This window comes from Pseudidiomarina sp. (assembly GCF_033722695.1).
Lineage (GTDB): Bacteria > Pseudomonadota > Gammaproteobacteria > Enterobacterales > Alteromonadaceae > Pseudidiomarina.
Genome location: NZ_JAWVYM010000020.1, coordinates 1 through 18,066, shown reverse-complemented (window position 1 = coordinate 18,066; position 18,066 = coordinate 1). Strand labels below are relative to the sequence as shown.

12 protein-coding genes are annotated in these 18,066 nt (G+C 54.3%); 8 read left to right on the top strand and 4 right to left on the bottom strand.

Annotation, left to right across the window (positions count from 1 at the left end):
• Window positions 1–9: 9 nt before the first annotated feature.
• A complete protein-coding gene (gene mfd, locus R3196_RS08125) occupies window positions 10–3,483 on the bottom strand; it encodes a transcription-repair coupling factor (RefSeq protein WP_318936272.1) in 3,474 nt (1,157 codons plus the stop codon).
• A 144-nt stretch (window positions 3,484–3,627) separates the two neighbouring features.
• Here mfd and R3196_RS08120 point away from each other — a divergent pair, with 144 nt between their 5' ends.
• From R3196_RS08120 to R3196_RS08110, 3 genes are read left to right on the top strand one after another with little or no spacing between them, the layout of a single operon-like run.
• Window positions 3,628–4,869 (top strand): lipoprotein-releasing ABC transporter permease subunit, encoded by a 1,242-nt coding sequence (locus tag R3196_RS08120; protein WP_318936271.1) that lies wholly within the window; start codon window positions 3,628–3,630, stop codon window positions 4,867–4,869.
• Between the two features lie 6 nt (window positions 4,870–4,875).
• On the top strand, window positions 4,876–5,574 hold the full coding sequence (lolD, locus tag R3196_RS08115; protein ID WP_318936270.1) for a lipoprotein-releasing ABC transporter ATP-binding protein LolD: 699 nt from the start codon (window positions 4,876–4,878) through the stop codon (window positions 5,572–5,574).
• Window positions 5,571–6,803, top strand: coding sequence for a lipoprotein-releasing ABC transporter permease subunit (locus R3196_RS08110; protein ID WP_318936269.1), 1,233 nt, complete (start codon window positions 5,571–5,573; stop codon window positions 6,801–6,803). The genes lolD and R3196_RS08110 overlap by 4 nt, the downstream gene beginning before the upstream one ends.
• On the opposite strand, the gene R3196_RS08105 is transcribed toward R3196_RS08110, so the two are convergent.
• Window positions 6,791–7,351: a DUF2062 domain-containing protein gene (locus tag R3196_RS08105; RefSeq protein WP_318936268.1), complete on the bottom strand. Its 561-nt coding sequence runs from the start codon at window positions 7,349–7,351 to the stop codon at window positions 6,791–6,793. The genes R3196_RS08110 and R3196_RS08105 overlap by 13 nt on opposite strands.
• A gap of 39 nt (window positions 7,352–7,390) precedes the next feature.
• Between R3196_RS08105 and R3196_RS08100 the strand changes: the two genes are divergently transcribed.
• The 5 genes from R3196_RS08100 to kdsB are packed head-to-tail and all read left to right on the top strand — an operon-like array spanning window position 7,391 to window position 13,470.
• Entirely contained in the window at window positions 7,391–9,694 is a 2,304-nt protein-coding gene (locus tag R3196_RS08100) for a DNA internalization-related competence protein ComEC/Rec2 (RefSeq protein ID WP_318936267.1), read from the top strand.
• Window positions 9,695–9,751: 57 nt separating this feature from the next.
• The gene (gene msbA / locus R3196_RS08095) at window positions 9,752–11,515 is read left to right on the top strand and encodes a lipid A export permease/ATP-binding protein MsbA (RefSeq protein WP_318936266.1); all 1,764 of its coding nucleotides are present in this window, start codon (window positions 9,752–9,754) and stop codon (window positions 11,513–11,515) included.
• Window positions 11,515–12,501: a tetraacyldisaccharide 4'-kinase gene (gene lpxK / locus R3196_RS08090; RefSeq protein WP_318936265.1), complete on the top strand. Its 987-nt coding sequence runs from the start codon at window positions 11,515–11,517 to the stop codon at window positions 12,499–12,501. Before msbA ends, lpxK begins: the two co-directional genes overlap by 1 nt.
• A gap of 22 nt (window positions 12,502–12,523) precedes the next feature.
• A complete protein-coding gene (locus tag R3196_RS08085; protein WP_413242910.1) occupies window positions 12,524–12,721 on the top strand; it encodes a Trm112 family protein in 198 nt (65 codons plus the stop codon).
• Window positions 12,718–13,470 carry a 3-deoxy-manno-octulosonate cytidylyltransferase gene (gene kdsB / locus R3196_RS08080; protein WP_318936264.1) on the top strand — a complete coding sequence of 251 codons (753 nt, stop codon included), beginning with the start codon at window positions 12,718–12,720 and terminating at the stop codon, window positions 13,468–13,470. Before R3196_RS08085 ends, kdsB begins: the two co-directional genes overlap by 4 nt.
• Here the strand turns inward: kdsB and R3196_RS08075 are convergent.
• Window positions 13,448–16,516, bottom strand: a complete 3,069-nt coding sequence (locus tag R3196_RS08075) for an efflux RND transporter permease subunit (protein ID WP_318936263.1) — start codon at window positions 16,514–16,516, stop codon at window positions 13,448–13,450. The genes kdsB and R3196_RS08075 overlap by 23 nt on opposite strands.
• Window positions 16,513–18,066, bottom strand: a 1,554-nt coding sequence (locus R3196_RS08070; RefSeq protein ID WP_318936262.1) for an efflux RND transporter permease subunit, incomplete at its 5' end; no start/stop codon positions are given. The genes R3196_RS08070 and R3196_RS08075, both read right to left, overlap by 4 nt.

The window sequence follows — 18,066 nt, the reverse complement described above, 5'->3', positions numbered from 1 at the left end:
GTAATCCTCTTAGTCGCTGTGTTGTGCAAATTCATCTAGTAAGAACTCTACCAGTTTCATGCGCCCATGAGTATCTTCGATTTTACGAAGAATACGTAAACGGTTTGGCCCATCCAGGCGATAGTCAGACGGATTTTGCTGAATCAGGGTGATCAGATAGTTGGGCGACACTTTAGTTTGTTCGCCGAACTCGAAGGTGATGCCCTGCGCGCTGCCTTCAATCTTACGGATACCCAGGCGCCCGGCACGATTACGAATTTCGGTAACCCGCACCAGATTTTTAACTGAATCGGGCAACAAACCGAAGCGGTCAATCATTTCTACCTGCAATTCATGCAGCGTCTGACTATCGTCTGAGCTGGCAATCCGTTTGTACAGGCTAAGCCGGATATTCACATCGGGGATATAGGTTTCAGGTAATAAAGCCGGCACCCGCAAATCAACCTCTGACTGTGCTTTCAGTAACTGGTCGAGCGCCGGCTCGCGGCCTTCACGCAGGGCTGTTACTGCTTGTTCCAGCATATCCATATACAAGGTAAAGCCAATGGTCTCTATCTGGCCGCTTTGCTCGTCGCCCAACAGTTCACCGGCGCCTCGAATTTCCAGATCATGAGTGGCAAGCATAAAGCCGGCACCGAGATCTTCCAGCTGGGCGATTGCTTCCAGCCGTTTCAGTGCGTCTTTGGTGATGCGCTTGGCATTCGGGGTAAGCAGGTAAGCATAGGCCTGATGATGCGAGCGGCCGACGCGGCCACGCAACTGGTGCATCTGAGCAAGCCCCAGATGATCAGCCCGATCCATGATGATGGTGTTGGCGGTTGGTATATCGATGCCGGTTTCAACGATGGTGGTGCAGACCAGTACGTTATAACGCTGATGGTAAAAGTCCGACATGATGCGTTCAAGGTCGCGTTCCCGCATCTGGCCATGGGCTACTGTAATCCGCGCTTCGGGCACTAATTCGGCAAGATCATCCGCCGCTTTGGCAATAGTGGTCACGTTATTGTGCAGGAAATAAACCTGCCCACCGCGCAATATCTCCCGCAGTACAGCTTCGCGCACCGTGGCTTTATCGTATTCCCGCACAAAGGTTTTGACGGCCAGACGTTTGGCCGGTGGGGTGGCGATAATGGATAAATCGCGAACGCCGTGCATAGCCATATTCAGGGTGCGCGGGATCGGGGTTGCGGTCAGCGTAAGTATGTCTACGTCAGCGCGCAGGCGTTTAATTGCTTCTTTCTGACGGACGCCAAAGCGATGTTCTTCATCGACAATCAGCAGGCCCAGATCTTTAAACTTAATATCGTTCTGCAACAGCTTGTGGGTCCCTATGACCAGATCTATTTTCCCGGCTTCGAGGTCAGCGAGAATTTGCGTGGTCTGTTTACCTGTTTTAAAGCGCGACAGCACTTCGACCCGGATTGGCGTGTCAGCAAAACGGTCTTTGAAATTTTCATAATGCTGCTGGGCCAGCAGGGTCGTGGGTACCAGCACAGCAACTTGCTTATTGTCATTGACGGCAACGAAAGCGGCACGCATGGCGACCTCCGTCTTACCGAACCCAACGTCACCGCACACCAGCCGGTCCATAGCGCGATCCGATTGCATATCATCCAGCACCGCGGAAATAGCGACTTGTTGGTCCTCAGTTTCTTCAAACGGGAAGCTGCCGGAAAAACGCTGATAATCATCCTGATTAAGTTGATAGCTATACCCGGGCTTAGCTTCACGGCGGGCGTAAACATCAAGCAGTTCGGCCGCGACATCCCGTATCTTTTCAGCTGCCTTGCGCTTGGCTTTTTCCCAATGGTCGTTGCCCAGCTTATGCAACGGGGCACTGGCTTCTTCACCGCCGCTGTAGCGGCTTAATACGTGGAGTGAGGCCACCGGCACGTAGAGCTTGCTGTTGCCCGCATATTCGATGGTAACGAACTCGGTGGTGACGCCGCCGGTATCCAATGTTTGCAGGCCCTGATAACGACCAACGCCGTGGTCAATATGCACAACCGGCTGACCTATCCGCAGTTCAGCAAGGTTGCGGACCATCTGCTCGCTGCTAATGGTGGCCTTCTGATCGCGCCGCCGGCGTTGAACAATGCGGTTCCCCAGTAATTCGGTTTCGGTGATCAGCAGAATTTTGTGTTCGGTAATCTCAAACGAGTTAATAACCGGGCTGACGGCAATAGCTGCCGGCTCGCGGCTGCTGACAAAATCAGCGAAAGTCTTTACTTCCGGCAGGTTGAGCATCAGGGGGCCCAGCAGCTCGCGCAATGTTTCGCGGCGCCCGGCTGACTCAACCGCAAATAGCACCCGATAGCCAGCAGCGAAGCTTTGGTCCAGTCGGGCGCGCAGTTTTTGCAGGGGATCTTTGAGCTGATGGTCAACGGCGATTTCACCGATGGGCTGCGTGGCAAATTTTTGCGGGCCCGGTTGAGCCTTATCGTCGGGCACAAAGGCGCGAATCCGCGGCAGGCTCTTAAACTGGCTGTGGATCTGATCGACCGGCAGGAACAGGTCATTGGGTGGTAATAGCGGCCGCAGCGTGTCGTAGCGCCGCTGTTCGTAACGTTGCAGTACATCGTGCCAGAGCGAGTCCAGACTGCCTTGCAGGTCACCAAAAGTAACCAGCAGCGTATCCGCGGGCAGATAGTCGAATAAACTGGCGGTTTCATCAAAAAATAGTGGCAGATAATACTCGATGCCACCGGGAAACTGCCGGTTTGACACCTGATGGTAAACCGAGTCTCGTTCGTTAGAGGCACCGAATTGCTCGCGGTAACGGGCCCGGAAGCCATCGATAGCGCTTTGGGTAGTAGGAAATTCGTGGGCTGGCAACAAATTTATTGCGTCTATTTCAACAGAAGATAACTGGGTTTCTGGATCAAAAACGCGAATCGAGTCGATCTCGTCGTCAAAAAAGTCGATACGATAGGGCTCGGTATTGCCCATCGGGTATAAATCCAGCAGTGAGCCGCGCGCGCAAAACTCGCCGTGCTCCATTACCTGGTGCACGTGACGGTATCCGGCGCGCTCCAGCCGCTGGCGTAAACCGTGAATATCCAGCACCTGACCTTTGTTTAGTTGCAGTGCCTGACCGCTGACATAACCGGTTGGTGCAATGCGGTGCATCAGGGTATTGATGGAGACAATCAGGGCACCGCGCTGCATATCAGGCAGCCGCGCCAAAACGCTCAGGCGCTCAGAGATAATATCCTGATGGGGTGAAAAACTGTCATAAGGCAGGGTTTCCCAATCGGGGAATACCATGATTTGATCGCGCAGGCTGGGCGCGAAGTAGCGAATCTCCTGCTCCAGCCGATGGGCCTGAGGAGCATCGGGTGTTACGATTAAAACCGGCCGCTGGTGTTGTTCAGTAAGCTGCCCCAGAGCAAGCGCCACACTGCTGCCGGCGAGCTGTTGCCAGGTAATATCTTTAGTGGCGTTCTGAGGCTTGGGCGGAGTTAAAATTAAGGCCTTTGTCATGAATGGGGTAAGTCTCTGCTGCGTGACTGCAAATGGATTGCAGTAAAGTATACCTGAACTTGTTGCTTGGATCAGCGCGCAGATTTCTTTATGCTTGCAGCGCACCTACCTGGCGCTTGAATCTGGGAGAACTCTGAGATCATTATGTTTCAGCCGACCGCTTTATTTCTTGGCTCACGTTATAGCCGTGCCCGGCATGGCAGCCGCTTTACGCGTTTTATCAATCGCTTTGCACTGGCGGGCATTCTGGTGGGCGTTGCCGCACTAATTGTGGTGGGGTCAGTAATGAACGGCTTTGAGCAGGAGCTCAAACAGCGAATTTTAGGCGTGGTACCGCAACTGACGGTGACACCAGCTGATGCTTCAGGCTTGCGCGACTGGCAGCAACTTGCGGCGCAATTACCGCAAGCAGAAGGGCAGCGGGCAGTGTTACCCCAGGTCAGTAGTGCTGGTGTGATTCAGGGTGCGGGGCGCCTGCGACCGGTACTGATTCAGGGCATTTTCCCCGATGCGGAAGGTAGCGAGGTGCAGTTACAGCCGTTACGCGAGCATCTGCAGGTTGGTGAGCTCGAAGCCCTGCAACCCGGCAGTTACCGTATTCTGATCGGCCAGTCACTGGCGCGCGAGCTGGATGTCTGGCCCGGCGATTCGCTGCGTGTTATCGCCGCCGCGGGCGGTATGTACACGCCGTTAGGGCTGATGCCGGCCCAAAGACGTTTTACCGTAGCCGGTATTATCGCTATGCAGTCGGAAGCAGATAGCCAATTGCTTATCATGCACGGGGGGGATGCCGCACGATTATTGAGGATGGCCGATGGCGAGGTGTCTGGGTTACGCTATTACTTCGATGACCCGTTCCAGGCACTACCGGCGCAGCAACACCTGCAGTCTGTGCTGAGCGATGATTATGAGCTGGAGAGCTGGCGCGAGCGTTATGGCGAGCTCTTTGATGCGGTCAGTATGGAAAAGCGCATGGTTAGCCTGATGCTGGGGCTTATTATCGCGGTGGCTGCCTTCAATATCGTGTCGTCACTGATGATGCTGATCCAGGATAAGCGGTCTGATATCGCTATTTTGCAGACCATGGGCCTGCGGCGCCGGGCGCTGTATCTGATGTTTATGGTGCAGGGGCTGAATAATGGCGTGATCGGTAGTATCGGTGGGTTACTGGTGGGCCTTGCTACCTGTCTGTATCTCAACAACATACTCACGCTATTAGGTGTTGATACGGGTTTAGCCGGAACCGGCGGCTTACCGGTATTAATGCAAGCGGAACAAATTACCCTGATTGTGCTGGTGGCTGTGGTTCTGACGTTGCTGGCTACTTTATATCCGGCCTGGCGGGCCAGTCGTGTACTTCCGGCCGAAGCCCTGCGTTATGAGTGAGGAACTATGACTGAAGCAATACTCGAATGTCAGCAACTTAGTCGTTTTTATCAGGACGGTGCTCACCAGCTGCGGGTGCTTGATGGGGTAAGTTTCAATGTCAGACCCGCAGAAATGCTGGCGATTGTCGGCAGCTCGGGCTCCGGTAAGAGTACCTTATTGCATTGCCTGGGTGGGCTGGACCAGCCAACCTCGGGAGAGGTATTGTTTGAGGGGAAACCGATTCAGCGCTGGTCCAATAATCACCTCGCCAACTGGCGTAACCGCGAACTGGGCTTTATTTACCAGTTTCATCACTTGCTGCCGGAGTTCACGGCACTGGAAAACGTTGCTATGCCGCTGCTTATTGGTGGGATGACGGCCAAAGACGCGCGGGTCAGAGCAGAAGAATTGCTGGAGCGGGTCGGGCTGCGGGATCGTGGCACTCATCGGCCGGCTGAGCTGTCAGGTGGTGAGCGGCAACGGGTGGCGATTGCGCGGGCGCTGGCTAACAGCCCCAGTGTGGTGCTGGCTGATGAGCCAACCGGCAACCTGGATGATACCACGGCAAAGCAGGTTTTCAGCCTGATGCAGCAACTCAACCGGGAACTGTCGACCGCGTTTGTGATCGTTACCCACGATCGTAGCCTGGCAGCACAGTTACCCCGAACTCTCGAACTCCATCACGGGCAGTTGCTCGCTGCTGAAACCGGGACGGCGCTATGATAGGTGGCTGGTCGCTTAGCTGGTCGCTGGCCCGTCGTTTCCGCAGTAAGCAGGAGCGTAGCGGCTTTCTGAGCTTTATTTCTGCCTCTTCCACCTTGGGTATTGCACTGGGTAGTATGGTTCTGATTGCCGGATTAAGTGTTATGAATGGCTTCGAGACCATGCTGGAACAACGTTTTCTCAGTCTGGTCCCACAGGTGGAATTTACTGCTGTAGAAGGAACGCTGCGTGAGCCGGAAGAGGTTATACGTAAAAGCCTGGCGCATCCGCAGGTAACCGCCGCACGGCAGGTTATCCGCACCCAGGCAATGGTGCAACAGGGGACCCGTTTTACCGGGGTACAGGTTGAGGGGATTGATACGGATCGGCGCCAGGCCATTACCGACTATATGACCGACGAAGCCTGGACTGCTCTGCAAAAGGAACCACGCGGGGTGGTACTGGGCAGCCAGTTAGCTGACCGACTGAAGCTCAGTACTGGTGATTATGTCACTTTGTTGGTGGCTGAGCAGGGAAGCTTTCGTGAGCCCCGCCGAATTCGCTTACAACTGGCAGGCACCTTCAGCTTCGGGGGCCAGGTCGATCATCAGTATGCCTATGTTAACCTTGCTACCGCCCGCGATTTGATTGGGGTTGAATCAGGGGTTACCAGTGTTGAGCTGGACGTAACTGATATTTTTGCTGCCCAGCAGGTGGCTAATGAAATCGGGCATCAACTGAATGATTATTTGTACCTGGACCACTGGATGCGTTCACAAGGGCACTTATACCGTGATATTCAGCTGGTACGGCTGGTGATGTATCTGGTGTTGGTACTCGTGCTGGCGGTTGCGTCTTTTAATATTGTGTCCACTTTGATTATGACGGTACAGGAAAAGCAGCGGCATATCGGTATTTTACGCACTATGGGGCTGCGGCAGAGCGCCATACTCAGAGTGTTTATCTGGCAGGGGCTGCAAAACGGCCTCTTAGGTATAGCCATCGGTTCGCTGGGCGGTGTTGCGCTGAGCCTGGCATTACCGGATTTGACGAGTTTGATTGAGCAGATCACCGGTCAGACAATGCTTGCCAGTGACGTTTATTTTGTCAGTCAAATTCCGGTTAGCCTGCAGTGGCGGGACGTCGCGTTGGTTTCGCTGCTGGCGATTGTAATGAGCGCAGTGGCAACTCTGTATCCGGCCTGGTACGCCTCACGGACAGACGTTATTCAGGCAATTCAGCGCAGCTGATTTTTCTTCTTTTCCTGGCGACGTTTCAGGTGCGCGCTCATGCGGACGCGACGCGCTCGCCACGCGCTGACTACCGATTGCCGCCATAACAGACGGATAGCAAAGTAGCCGACAATACTGCTGACGACTGCCATAATCAGGCAGCCCAGCAGGAAGGCAGGGCCAATAGTGGTGATACTATTACCCAGCCACTCCCAGGACAGCTCAAACATGAATTGCTGTTCGGGTTGATCCAGAATCATCGCCCCGAGTAGGTAACAGAAGTAAAACAGCACTGGCATGGTTATTGGGTTGGAAACCCATACTAAAGCGACAGAAAGCGGTAAGTTAACCCGAAAAGGAATAGCGGCACCGGCAGCGAGGACCATCTGAAAGGGCACCGGAATAAAGGCGCAGAATAGACCTATAGCGAAGGCTCCTGACGCTGAGCGTCGGTTCATATGCCACAGATTAGCGTCATGCAGTAATCTGCCAAATATTTTCAGGCTGCGGCTGTTTCTGACCGTTTCGTGGCGCGGCATAATTCGCTGAAAAAACTTTTTCGGCATAAGAGTTTAATTAATCCTCAACGTTCGGGTACAACATCCATGGATCGGTGGTTGTGCGCATTTTTAAGTGGCTTCGCGCTATCATTTTGTTTTAGCAGTCATTTGCTTATCTGGCAATGGTTGGCAGGTGCGCTCTTGATCGCAGTCTGCGGTTATCTGGCCATGCGCAAAGTGCCGCTGATGGGGGTAACGCTACTTATATTGTGCGGGATCGGGTGGGGATCTGGCAACGCCTATTTCGCCCAGAACTGGGTACTTGATCAAGCTTTGGCCGGAACCCCCCTTACTGTGCGCGTTGAAATTACCCGACTACCCCATCTGGCAGAAGGCTTCTGGCGCATTGAAGGTCGTTTACTCAGTCTGGCTGATGAACAGTTGCCGACCACCCCGGGCATACGCCTGAACTGGTATGACCCCCCAGAAGTCACGGGACAGCGCATCCCGCAAGCAGGTGAGCTATGGTCCTTTAACGTTCGCCTTCGTCACCCGCAGGGCCCCAGAAACGAAGGTGGATTTCTCTATCACCGGTATTTACTGGCTAATGGCATCCGTACGCTGGGCAGTGTACAGCAGGGAGCCTACGCCGGCGGTGAGCCAACTGTGCGGCAACAGCTGTTTAACCGCCTGCTAAAGCAACTTGGCTCGCTCCCACAAGGCGGTGTGCTAACGGCGCTATTAATGGGCGAGCGGCAACGACTCAGCGATAGTCAGTGGTTCGTTTTCCAGCGCACCGGGCTGGCTCACCTGATTGCGATTTCCGGCTTGCATCTTAGCCTGGTAGCCGGTGCCGCTATTATTTTACTGAACTATCCGAATCGCTTATTTGCCCGTCGCCGCAGTCGGCGCGATCGCATCAACAACGTAATCTGGTGTTGGTGGGGAGCGTTGCTTCTGGCTTGCGGCTATGCCTGGCTGGCTGGCTTTGGTACGGCAACGCTAAGAGCTCTGAGCATGTTTGCGGTGCTTTTCCTGCACAAAAAATTTGCGTTTTACACGCCGCCTGCGCGGGTTCTGCTGCGGGCAGTACTGGTGGTGATTCTGATTGAACCTATGGCACCGCTGCAGCCAGGGTTCTGGCTATCGGTAACCGCAGTAGCGGCTATTCTGTTGATGAACTGGCGTTGGCGGCCGCTGGCTGGACATTTCAGAGCGCTGCGGATGCTCTGGCGGCTGGAGTTAATGCTGACATTGGCATTATCGCCGCTTACTTTAATCTGGTTTGGTGGTTTGCCGTTAATGGCACCGGTAACAAATTTAGTATTGGTGCCGGTATTTAGCCTGTGGATCTTACCATTAGCGTTAATTGGCCTGGCGATCTTACTGCTGGGCGGCGATAGCCTGGCCTCTGGAATATGGTGGCTGGCGGGGTTGCCTCTTAATACTAGCTGGCCGGTGCTTGCCTGGCTCGCTGAGCAGCCCTGGCAGTGGCTAGGTATCGAAACGACGCCCCCGCTAGCGCTGCTCATGGCAGGGTTGCTGGCATTGCTCTGGCCGTGGAACTGGCGCTACCGCGCAGTGGCGCTGAGCGCTTCGCTGGTATTAGCAGGCGTGATCTTTCAGTTACGACACAATGATTCGCAGATGTATCTGCACGTGCTGGACGTCGAGCAAGGTAGCGCCTTAGTCGTGGAGCGGCAGGGGCGGGCGCTGCTGATTGATACCGGGGCTAGCTGGCCACAGGGTGGCGATATGGCAGAACGGGTGGTTCTGCCCTTTTTGCGATATCGGCGTTTACAGCCTGAACTGGCTTTTATCAGCCATGCTGATCTGGATCATCGTGGTGGCGCGGCCACCATTAAGTCGCATTATTCCAGGGTACGCTGGTTCGGTTCCGGTGAGGGTTTTAGCTGCAGCGCCGGGCAAACCGGTAACTGGCGTGGTGTGCACTGGCAGGTACTGCACCCGCGCCGGGAGGGCAACAACCGCGGCAATAATAACTCCTGTGTGTTGCTGCTGCGCTACGGGCAATTGCGAATTTTGGTGCCGGGCGATATTGAACGTCGCGCTGAATATGACTTACTGGCCCGGCTGGCGCCGGTAAGAGCAGAAGTGCTGGTTCTGGCCCATCATGGCAGTAACAGTTCCTCCGGGGATTATTTTCTGCGTGCGGTTGGCCCGTCAGTGGCTATTGCCAGCCGCGGCCGTAATAACCCATACAGGCTGGTTCATCCGAGTGTGCGGGAGCGTCTGGATAGGTTGTCGATTCCGCTACTGGATACAGCTATCGGAGGTCAGGTTAGCCTGATCAGCGACGGCCGGCGCTGGCAGGTCTGGCAGCCCCTGGCTGCCACTACCGCAGCCTGGTTTGACGCTGATACCGACAGTGCATCGACAGGAAACTAGCCAGAGTTAGCGTAAAGCGGTTAGAATGAATGGATTAGTTACCAGTAAAAGTACTGCATGAGCGCAACAAACGATATCGAACTTAAAAAGCAAAAAACCTTTCGGCGACTGCTGGCATACATCAAACCTTACCGTGCCGCATTCAGTCTCTCGATTATTGGGATGCTCGGCTATGCCGCCGTGGATACCTTTTTCTTCTCGCAGATTGAAACGCTGATAGACGATGGATTGACTCAGCATAATCCCAAAATTCTGCTGTATGGGGCGATTTTTGTTCCGGTTATTTTTATCGCACGCGGCATTTTTAACTTTATTTCGACCTACTTCCTTAACTGGGTTGGATTTCGTGTCATTACCACGCTGCGTCAGCAGTTGTTTGATCACATGATGCGATTGCCGGTGTCGTTTCATGATCGGCATTCTACCGGGGACCTGATTTCAAAAATCACGTACACCACTCAGCAAGTCGCTGAAGCAACCAGCCGGGCGCTACTGATCTTAATTCGTGAAGGCGCCTTCGTGGTTGGCCTGTTGTCGCTGATGTTCTATCACAGTTGGGAACTATCCCTGGTGTTTCTGGTAGTGGGCCCGCTGGTGGCAAAGGTGGTTTCCGTGGTGTCAAAGCGATTCCGCAAAGTCTCCAGCCGCATCCAGACAGCCATGGGCGGAGTCACAACGACTGCTGAGCAGATGATTAACGGCCATAAAGTTGTGGTGATGTACGAAGGGCAGAAGCTCGAATCGAAACGCTTCAACGAAATTAATAATATTACCCGTAACCAGAATATGAAGATGGTGAACGCGCAGACTGTCAGCACTTCAGTGATTCAGTTTATTGCCTCACTGAGCTTGTCCATGGTACTGGTGCTGGCAAGCTTCCCCGAAATGCTGGAAGACTTGTCCGCAGGTGCATTCACGACCTTGCTGACAGCTATGATCATGTTGCTGCGGCCATTAAAACAGCTGACCACGGTAAACAGTGACTTTCAGCGCGGTATCGCTGCAGCAAAAAGTATTTTTGAAGTATTGGATGAGCGCGCCGAGCGGGATACCGGTAAGAAGGTCATTCAACGGGCGGCAGGCAATATCCGCTTTGAGAATGTAACATTTGCTTATGATGAGACTGAGTCACCGGCACTGGAAAGCGTTAGCTTTGAAGTGGCCGCAGGCAAAACTCTGGCTCTGGTTGGCCGCTCGGGTAGCGGGAAATCAACGATTTCAAATTTATTGACCCGTTTTTATGCGCCACAGGCCGGGGTTATCTATCTGGATGACGTTGATATTTACGACTACAAACTGAAGTGCCTGCGGCGCCAGTTTGCTGTGGTATCTCAGCATGTGACGCTGTTTAACGACACCATTGCCAAGAACATTGCCTATGGCGCCCATGGTAAAGTAACGAATGAGCGTATTCGTGAAGCCGCCGAACAGGCGTATGTAACTGAATTTACCGATAACATGCCGAATGGCCTGAACACCATGGTAGGCGAAAACGGTGTGATGCTTTCCGGAGGGCAGCGCCAGCGTATCGCTATTGCCCGGGCCCTGCTGCGCGACGCGCCAATTCTCATCCTTGATGAAGCCACCTCGGCGCTGGATACCGAGTCAGAACGGCATATCCAGACCGCCCTGAGTAACCTGCAAAAAGATCGAACGTCGATTGTCATTGCACACCGCTTGTCGACCATCGAAAAAGCTGACGAAATTCTGGTGCTGGAAGACGGTAAAGTACTGGAGCGGGGAAGCCATAAGGCGTTGCTGAATCAGCAAGGGGCGTACTACCAGCTACATAGTCTGCAGTTTAGTGGGGATGAACAGTAATGTGGTGGCAGCGTGCCTGGTACTCACCCGGCGTGCACCCGCTGCTGTGGTTGTTGTTACCATTGCTCTGGCTATTCGTGCTGGTTTCCGGAATCCGGCGTTTGCTCTATCAGTGGGGCTGGCTACCGCAGCATGGCGTTGCTGCACCTGTCATCGTGGTGGGTAATATTACTGTTGGTGGCAGTGGTAAAACCCCCGTTACCGAAGCCTTAGTCGGCTGGCTACGCGAGCACGGCTGGCGGCCCGGCATTATCTCCCGCGGCTATGGTGGCCGCGGTCCGTTTCCTCTGGTCGTTACTGCTGACAGCGATCCCCAACGCTGCGGCGATGAGCCTTTATTATTGGTCAGGCGCTGTAAGGTCCCGGTAGTGGTTGCGCCGGACCGGGTCGGTGCCGCCAGGCATCTGCTGGCTGAATTTCCACAGGTAAACATTATTCTTTGTGATGACGGTCTGCAGCATTATCGGCTACAGCGGGATATTGAACTCATTGTGGTGGATGGTAACCGCGGGTTGGGTAACGGTTGGCGGCTTCCCTTGGGGCCATTACGGGAGCCGCGCAAGCGCTTGAGTCGCGCAGATTTAGTGGTGCAGAACGGTCATTCTGACGCCCATGAGTTTGGCTCTGTATTTACTTTGCAGTCGATGGGCTGGCGACGGGTTATTGACGATGAGCCGGTACCGAAGTTGCCGCAGGGGCGGACAGTTGCGGTAGCGGGCATCGGGCATCCGCCACGTTTTTTCGCTACACTTGAGAAATTAGGGCTGCGACTGGATGCGTCCAGAGAGTTTCCCGACCATTATCCTTTCAGTGCGGCCGATTTTGATCAGCTGCCTGCTCACGATATTGTGGTTATGACGGAAAAAGATGCCGCCAAGTGCCGATCTTTTGCCCGGCCAGACTGGTATTATCTGCCTGTCAGTGCTGAATTTGAGTCCGGCTTCTGGCAACAGTTTCAAATCGCGCTCGCAGCACATACAAAATAAATTACGTTTAACAGGAGTGATTATGGCTATGGACGAACGCACCCTGGCAATTTTAGCCTGTCCCCTATGTAAGGGACGGCTGGTGTGGTGCAAAGATAAACAGGAGTTAGTCTGTCGCGGCGATAAACTCGCTTATCCGGTGCGCGACGATATTCCCATGCTACTGACCACTGAAGCCCGCGAAATCAGCAACGCTGAACTGGAGAAGATGCCCTCATGAGCTTTACCGTAGTCATCCCCGCCCGTTACGCTTCTTCACGGTTACCTGGCAAGCCATTGGCCATGATTGGTGACAAATCTATGATCCAGCGGGTATATGAGCGCTGTGCGGCAGCTGGTGCGAGCGAAGTTATTGTGGCCACCGATGATCAACGTATTATTGATGCGGTGGAAGCTTTTGGCGGACGAGCCATGCTAACCAGCACAAACCATCAGTCGGGTACCGAGCGTATTGCTGAAGTCCTGGAGTACCTCGCTATTGCTGACGATCATATCGTAGTGAACGTGCAGGGCGATGAACCGTTCATTCCACCGGAAATTATCCGTCAGGTAGCAGATAATCTGGCCAATCAGAAACAGGCGCAGATGGCGACTCTGGCAGTGCCGATTCATTCCCTGGAAGAGGTGCAAAGCCCGCATGCGGTTAAAGTAGTGACCGATGTTAATGGCTATGCCTTGTACTTTAGCCGGGCTATGATTCCGTTTGATCGGGACGGGAACCACAATGAACGGCTTTCCGACAGCGCCGACTATCGTCGCCACATTGGCATTTATGCCTACCGGGCTGGCTTCATCTGGCGTTACGTGGAATGGCAGCCCAGCCCCATTGAGCAGATTGAATCACTCGAGCAGCTGCGGGTGCTCTGGTACGGCGAGCGTATTCATGTGGCCGAGGCAATCATTCCACCGCCGGCTGGCATTGATACGCCAGCCGACCTGGAACGGGCTAACCGGCAATTACCCGACTAACCAACTGGCTGGCGCGGCCCCGTAAGGCACGCCAGCGCGCTCTGATGCTGAGTAGCCTTACATAGGCGTAGGGCACCAGATACAGGCTGGTTATGGTGGACAGGATCAGGCCACCGATGATGGAAATAGCCATAGGTGCGTACGGCGGGCCGTCACCACCGATTTGGGTGGTACCAAACGCCAGCGGCACCAGCCCCAGCACCGTAGTCGATACGGTCATCAGAATCGGCCGCAGGCGGCTGACGCTGCCATCAATTACAGCACGCTCCAGCGAATGGCCAGCGGCTAAAAGTTGGTTAATCCGATCGACCAATACAATGCCGTTATTCACCACTATCCCCATCAGAATCAGGATGCCGATCATCGCCATAATGGTGATTGACTGACCGGTGATAAACAGCGCCCAGAATACTCCCACAATGGAGAAGAGCAGGGAGGTAATAACTGCTGTGGGCAACAGTACCGACTCAAACAGTGCCGCCATAACGATATAAATCATGGCAACCGCCAGTAAAGTGTTTATCAGCATCACGTTTTCAGCTTCCTGCTGCCGCTGGAAGCTGCCATTCAGGCTCCAGGTATAACCCTGGGGTAACTGCAGCTGACTGAGCACCGCGGTGACTTGCTTACGGGCTTCACTGGTGGTCAGTTCATGCAGGTTGGCATCAATGCTCAGCGAGGTGCGCCGATCGATCCGCCGGATCTCGCCCAACCGGGGCTGCTGCTCGATGGTGGCAACACTGTGCAGCGGAATGATCCGTTCACCGATCTTAATGATGGGTAGGTTTTTAAGGGCGTTCAGAGAGAACTCCAGGTTCTTGTCGAAAGCGACCCGCATCGGTATCTCTCCGTTCGGGTCACCACGGAACGACCGTAGCCGTTGTCCGCGCAGGGCGGTAGATATAGCCCGGGCAACTTCGGCAGAGCTGAGCCCCAGCCGGTACGCACGTTCACGGTCAACACGAATTAACAGCTCATACCGGCCAGCATCCATCTCGGTCTGCACATCCGTTAACCCCTCAATGTCGGCAAGTCGGGGAACAATGTCCGCCGCCAGTTGCTGCAGTATTTCTGTGGAGTTACCACTTAAGGTCACCCGTACCCGAGCGCCGCCGCCACCGCCAAAACCGAACTGTGGTTCGCTGCGCAGCATCTTCGGAAACTCTTTACGCATCCGCTCCATCAGGTCGCCTAATTTTTCAGGCCGGCCTGGCTTCAGTAGTACTGTAGAAATGGCGTAGTTAGGCGTGTAATAGCTGTAAACAGCGTCGATATGGAAGTCTTCCTGATTGGTATAAAGGAAATCCTCCATAATGCTGACTTCATCTTCGACTTCGCGCAGGCTGTACTGAGTATGCAGGTTATAGCTGATAAACACGCGGTCGTTAAAGCCCTGAGGCCCCTGATCGCCGCTGACGCCGGCAAAAGGAATCACGATACTTGCCAGTAGCAATACCGCGAACAGACCAGTCCAGCGCGGATGCCGCCAGGTCCATTCCAGACTGCGCTGGTAGCGTGATTTGGCAGCGGGTTGGTTGGTATCAGCCAGCGGCTTTTTACGGGCTTTGATCAGCTTGCTGGTTAACAGTGGAATCAGCGTCTGAGCGATCAGTAGCGAGGCCAGTAGCGACAGACAGATAGCAATCGCTGTGTGTTCCAGAAAGATAGTGACATCGATCTTTTTACCAAAAATATTCGGCAGAAACACGATAGCTGTCGTTAGCGTGCCGGCTACCACGGCCAGTGAAACGTTACCAACGCCTAATATAGTCGCTTTACGGGCTGAGACGCCCTGTTCGCGTTCGTACTGGATGCTTTCAGTGATAACGACGGCGTTATCAACCAGCATTCCGACTGCCAGCATCAGGCCCATTAGTGACAGTACGTTCAATGAATAGCCGAGAAAGTACATGCCACCTAAGGCGATACAAATGGCAATAGGTACCGACAGCACCACAATTAGGGTGGTGACTATATTGCGCAGGAATATCAGCAGTACAATAAATGACAGCAGCGCACCCAGCAGACCGGCTTTGACGAGGTCATTGAGCGAGGTGGTTACACCATCGGCGGTATCGTCCATCACATAAAGGTTAATACCGTTGAATTGTGGATCTTTGCGCACGGTATCAATCACTTCCATTACCCTACGCGAAACATCCACCAGATTGGCACTGGAGTCTTTGAAAACTTCCATGCCGATGGCATAGCGCTGATCCAGGTGACGGCCATCAGAGCGGCGCGGCATTTCGCGGCCGACGTCGGCGATATCACCCAACTTGAGGTCCGAGCGAATAGGGAAGTTTCTGATCTCATACTCATCGCGAAACTCGCCCACCGGATTCACCAGAATGCGCTCGTAGTCGTTTTCAATGTAGCCGGCAGTTAATGCAAAGTTCGCCTGCTGCAGACGGCTGGTAACTTCTGCCGCGGTCAGGTTATGGCTCAGCAGTCGGTTCTGGTTCAGCCGGATCACGATTTGCTGCGGCTCGACGCCGTACAGCGTAACCCGGGATACGCCGGTGACCCGCTCAATAGGGCGGCGCAGGCTGCGGTCGAGGAGGTCCCAGGCATTACTTAAATCGCGCTGGCTGGAAATGCGCAGCTGAAATACCGGCATATCTTCGGTGTTGAACTGCAGTACCTGGATACGCTCGATATCGTCAGGTAACAGGTGCCTGATACCATCGACTTTCTCGCGCGCCTCAATGCTCTTAGCGTTGACATCCTCACCCCATTCAAACTGCAGCACCACCTGGCCCTGCTCTGAATTCGAGTTTGAGTACATGCGCTTGACGTTACTCAGGGTGGCCAAAGCCTCTTCCACCGGGCGGGTGATCAAGCGCTCGACCTCCGCCGGGCTGGAATTAGGATAAGGCACAATGACAATGATTTCCGGGATCTCAATGCCGGGGAATTTCTCCAAAGGCAGCAACCGCGAGCTGATCCCGCCCAGCAGCAACATAGAAACGAACAGCATGCAGGTGGTTACCGGGCGCCGCAGCGCCCAGCGTGCCAGAGCTGAACCTATTTCAGCGGCGTTCATAGGCTGGCCTCCGGTGCTTTGACGGTTTTACGGTCAACCAGCAGATACAGGCACGGAATGAAGAACAGGGTCAGCAGGGTCGAGAACAGTAAGCCCGCAATAACACTGATGGCCATCGGCGCCCGAATTTCGGCGCCTTCGCCTAAACCTATTGCCAGGGGCAATAAGCCGAGCACTGTCGTTAACATGGTCATCAGTATCGGCCGCAGACGATGTTGTGCAGCATCAAAAACAGCGGTAAAGCGGTCTGCTCCTTCACGACGTAACTGGTTTATGCGATCAACCAGCACGATGGCGTTATTCACCACAATACCGGCCAGCATGATAAGACCAATAAATACAATGATGCTTAGCTCGGTGCCCAGCAAAAATAACCCCAGCACGGAGCCGGCACCCGCTAGCGGTACGCTGAGCAGAATAAAGAACGGATGCAATAGCGATTCAAACTGCGATGCCATTACCAGATAGACCAGGAATACGGCCAGTACGAGCGCGAACTGCAGTGAACGGAACGATGACTGCATTTCTTCGTTCTGACCGGCCACCTGGGCGTTGATGGTTAACGGTAGTTCGGTGTTCGAGAGGATTTTGCGAGCCTCGGTAACTGCAGCGCCCAGGTCACCAAAGGCTAGGTTGGCTTCAACCAGCGCAGTTCGTTGCTGATCTACGCGAGTGATTTCACTGGGTCCGATAATAGGCGTGATGGTGGCGATCGACTGCAATGGGATCTCGCGTTCAGCGCCCGGATTGATGATCATCTGCTGCAAGTCGCGCAGGGAATCGCGATCTTCAGCCTGGCTGCGTACCAAAATGTCAATTTTGCGGTCCGCGAGACTGAACTGGGTCGCTACCCGGCCGCCAATTTTGGCTGCCAACAGCTCTGAAACCTCGGCGCTGGTCATGCCGTACTGACTAAGTTTGGCATGATCAAAGATAACCGCCAGTTCCGGCTGGCCATCGGTCATATTTACCCGGATATCGGTAAAGCGCGCTGTCCCTTCAAATTGCTGTGCAACTTGTTCTGCAGCACTTTGCAGCAGCGTCAGGTCATAGCCGCTAAGCTCAATGGTAATCGGGCTACTAAAACTGAACAGTTCCGGGCGACCGAATTTAACCATGACGCCGGGCAGGGTGCGGGTGTAGTCACGCAGGGCCTGCTGAACCCGAGCTTCCGCTTCAGAGTCGCTACCAGTTTGCATAACTACATTAAGCCGGCCCCACTGATTACCACTTTGGCCGGGTGCCGCATTCAGCAAACTGCCGGTGCCAGCCACGCTGTAATAGCGGCTGACATGCTGCTGTAACGCATCATTATTGGCAATTACGTTACCCAGGCCCGCCAGTACGCTGTCGGTTTCGTAAATGGTCGCGCCCGGCTGCAGTTCAATCTCGACGTAGAACTCCCCCTGTGCCATATCTGGTAAGAGCGATACGGGCAGCATGGGTAGCAGCGCATAGCAGCCTGCCGCCGCTAATACAATGGCGGCGAGGGTGATTTTGGCGTGTGTTAACGCGTTCTTAAGCGCGTTGCGGTAGCCGTTTGCCAGCCG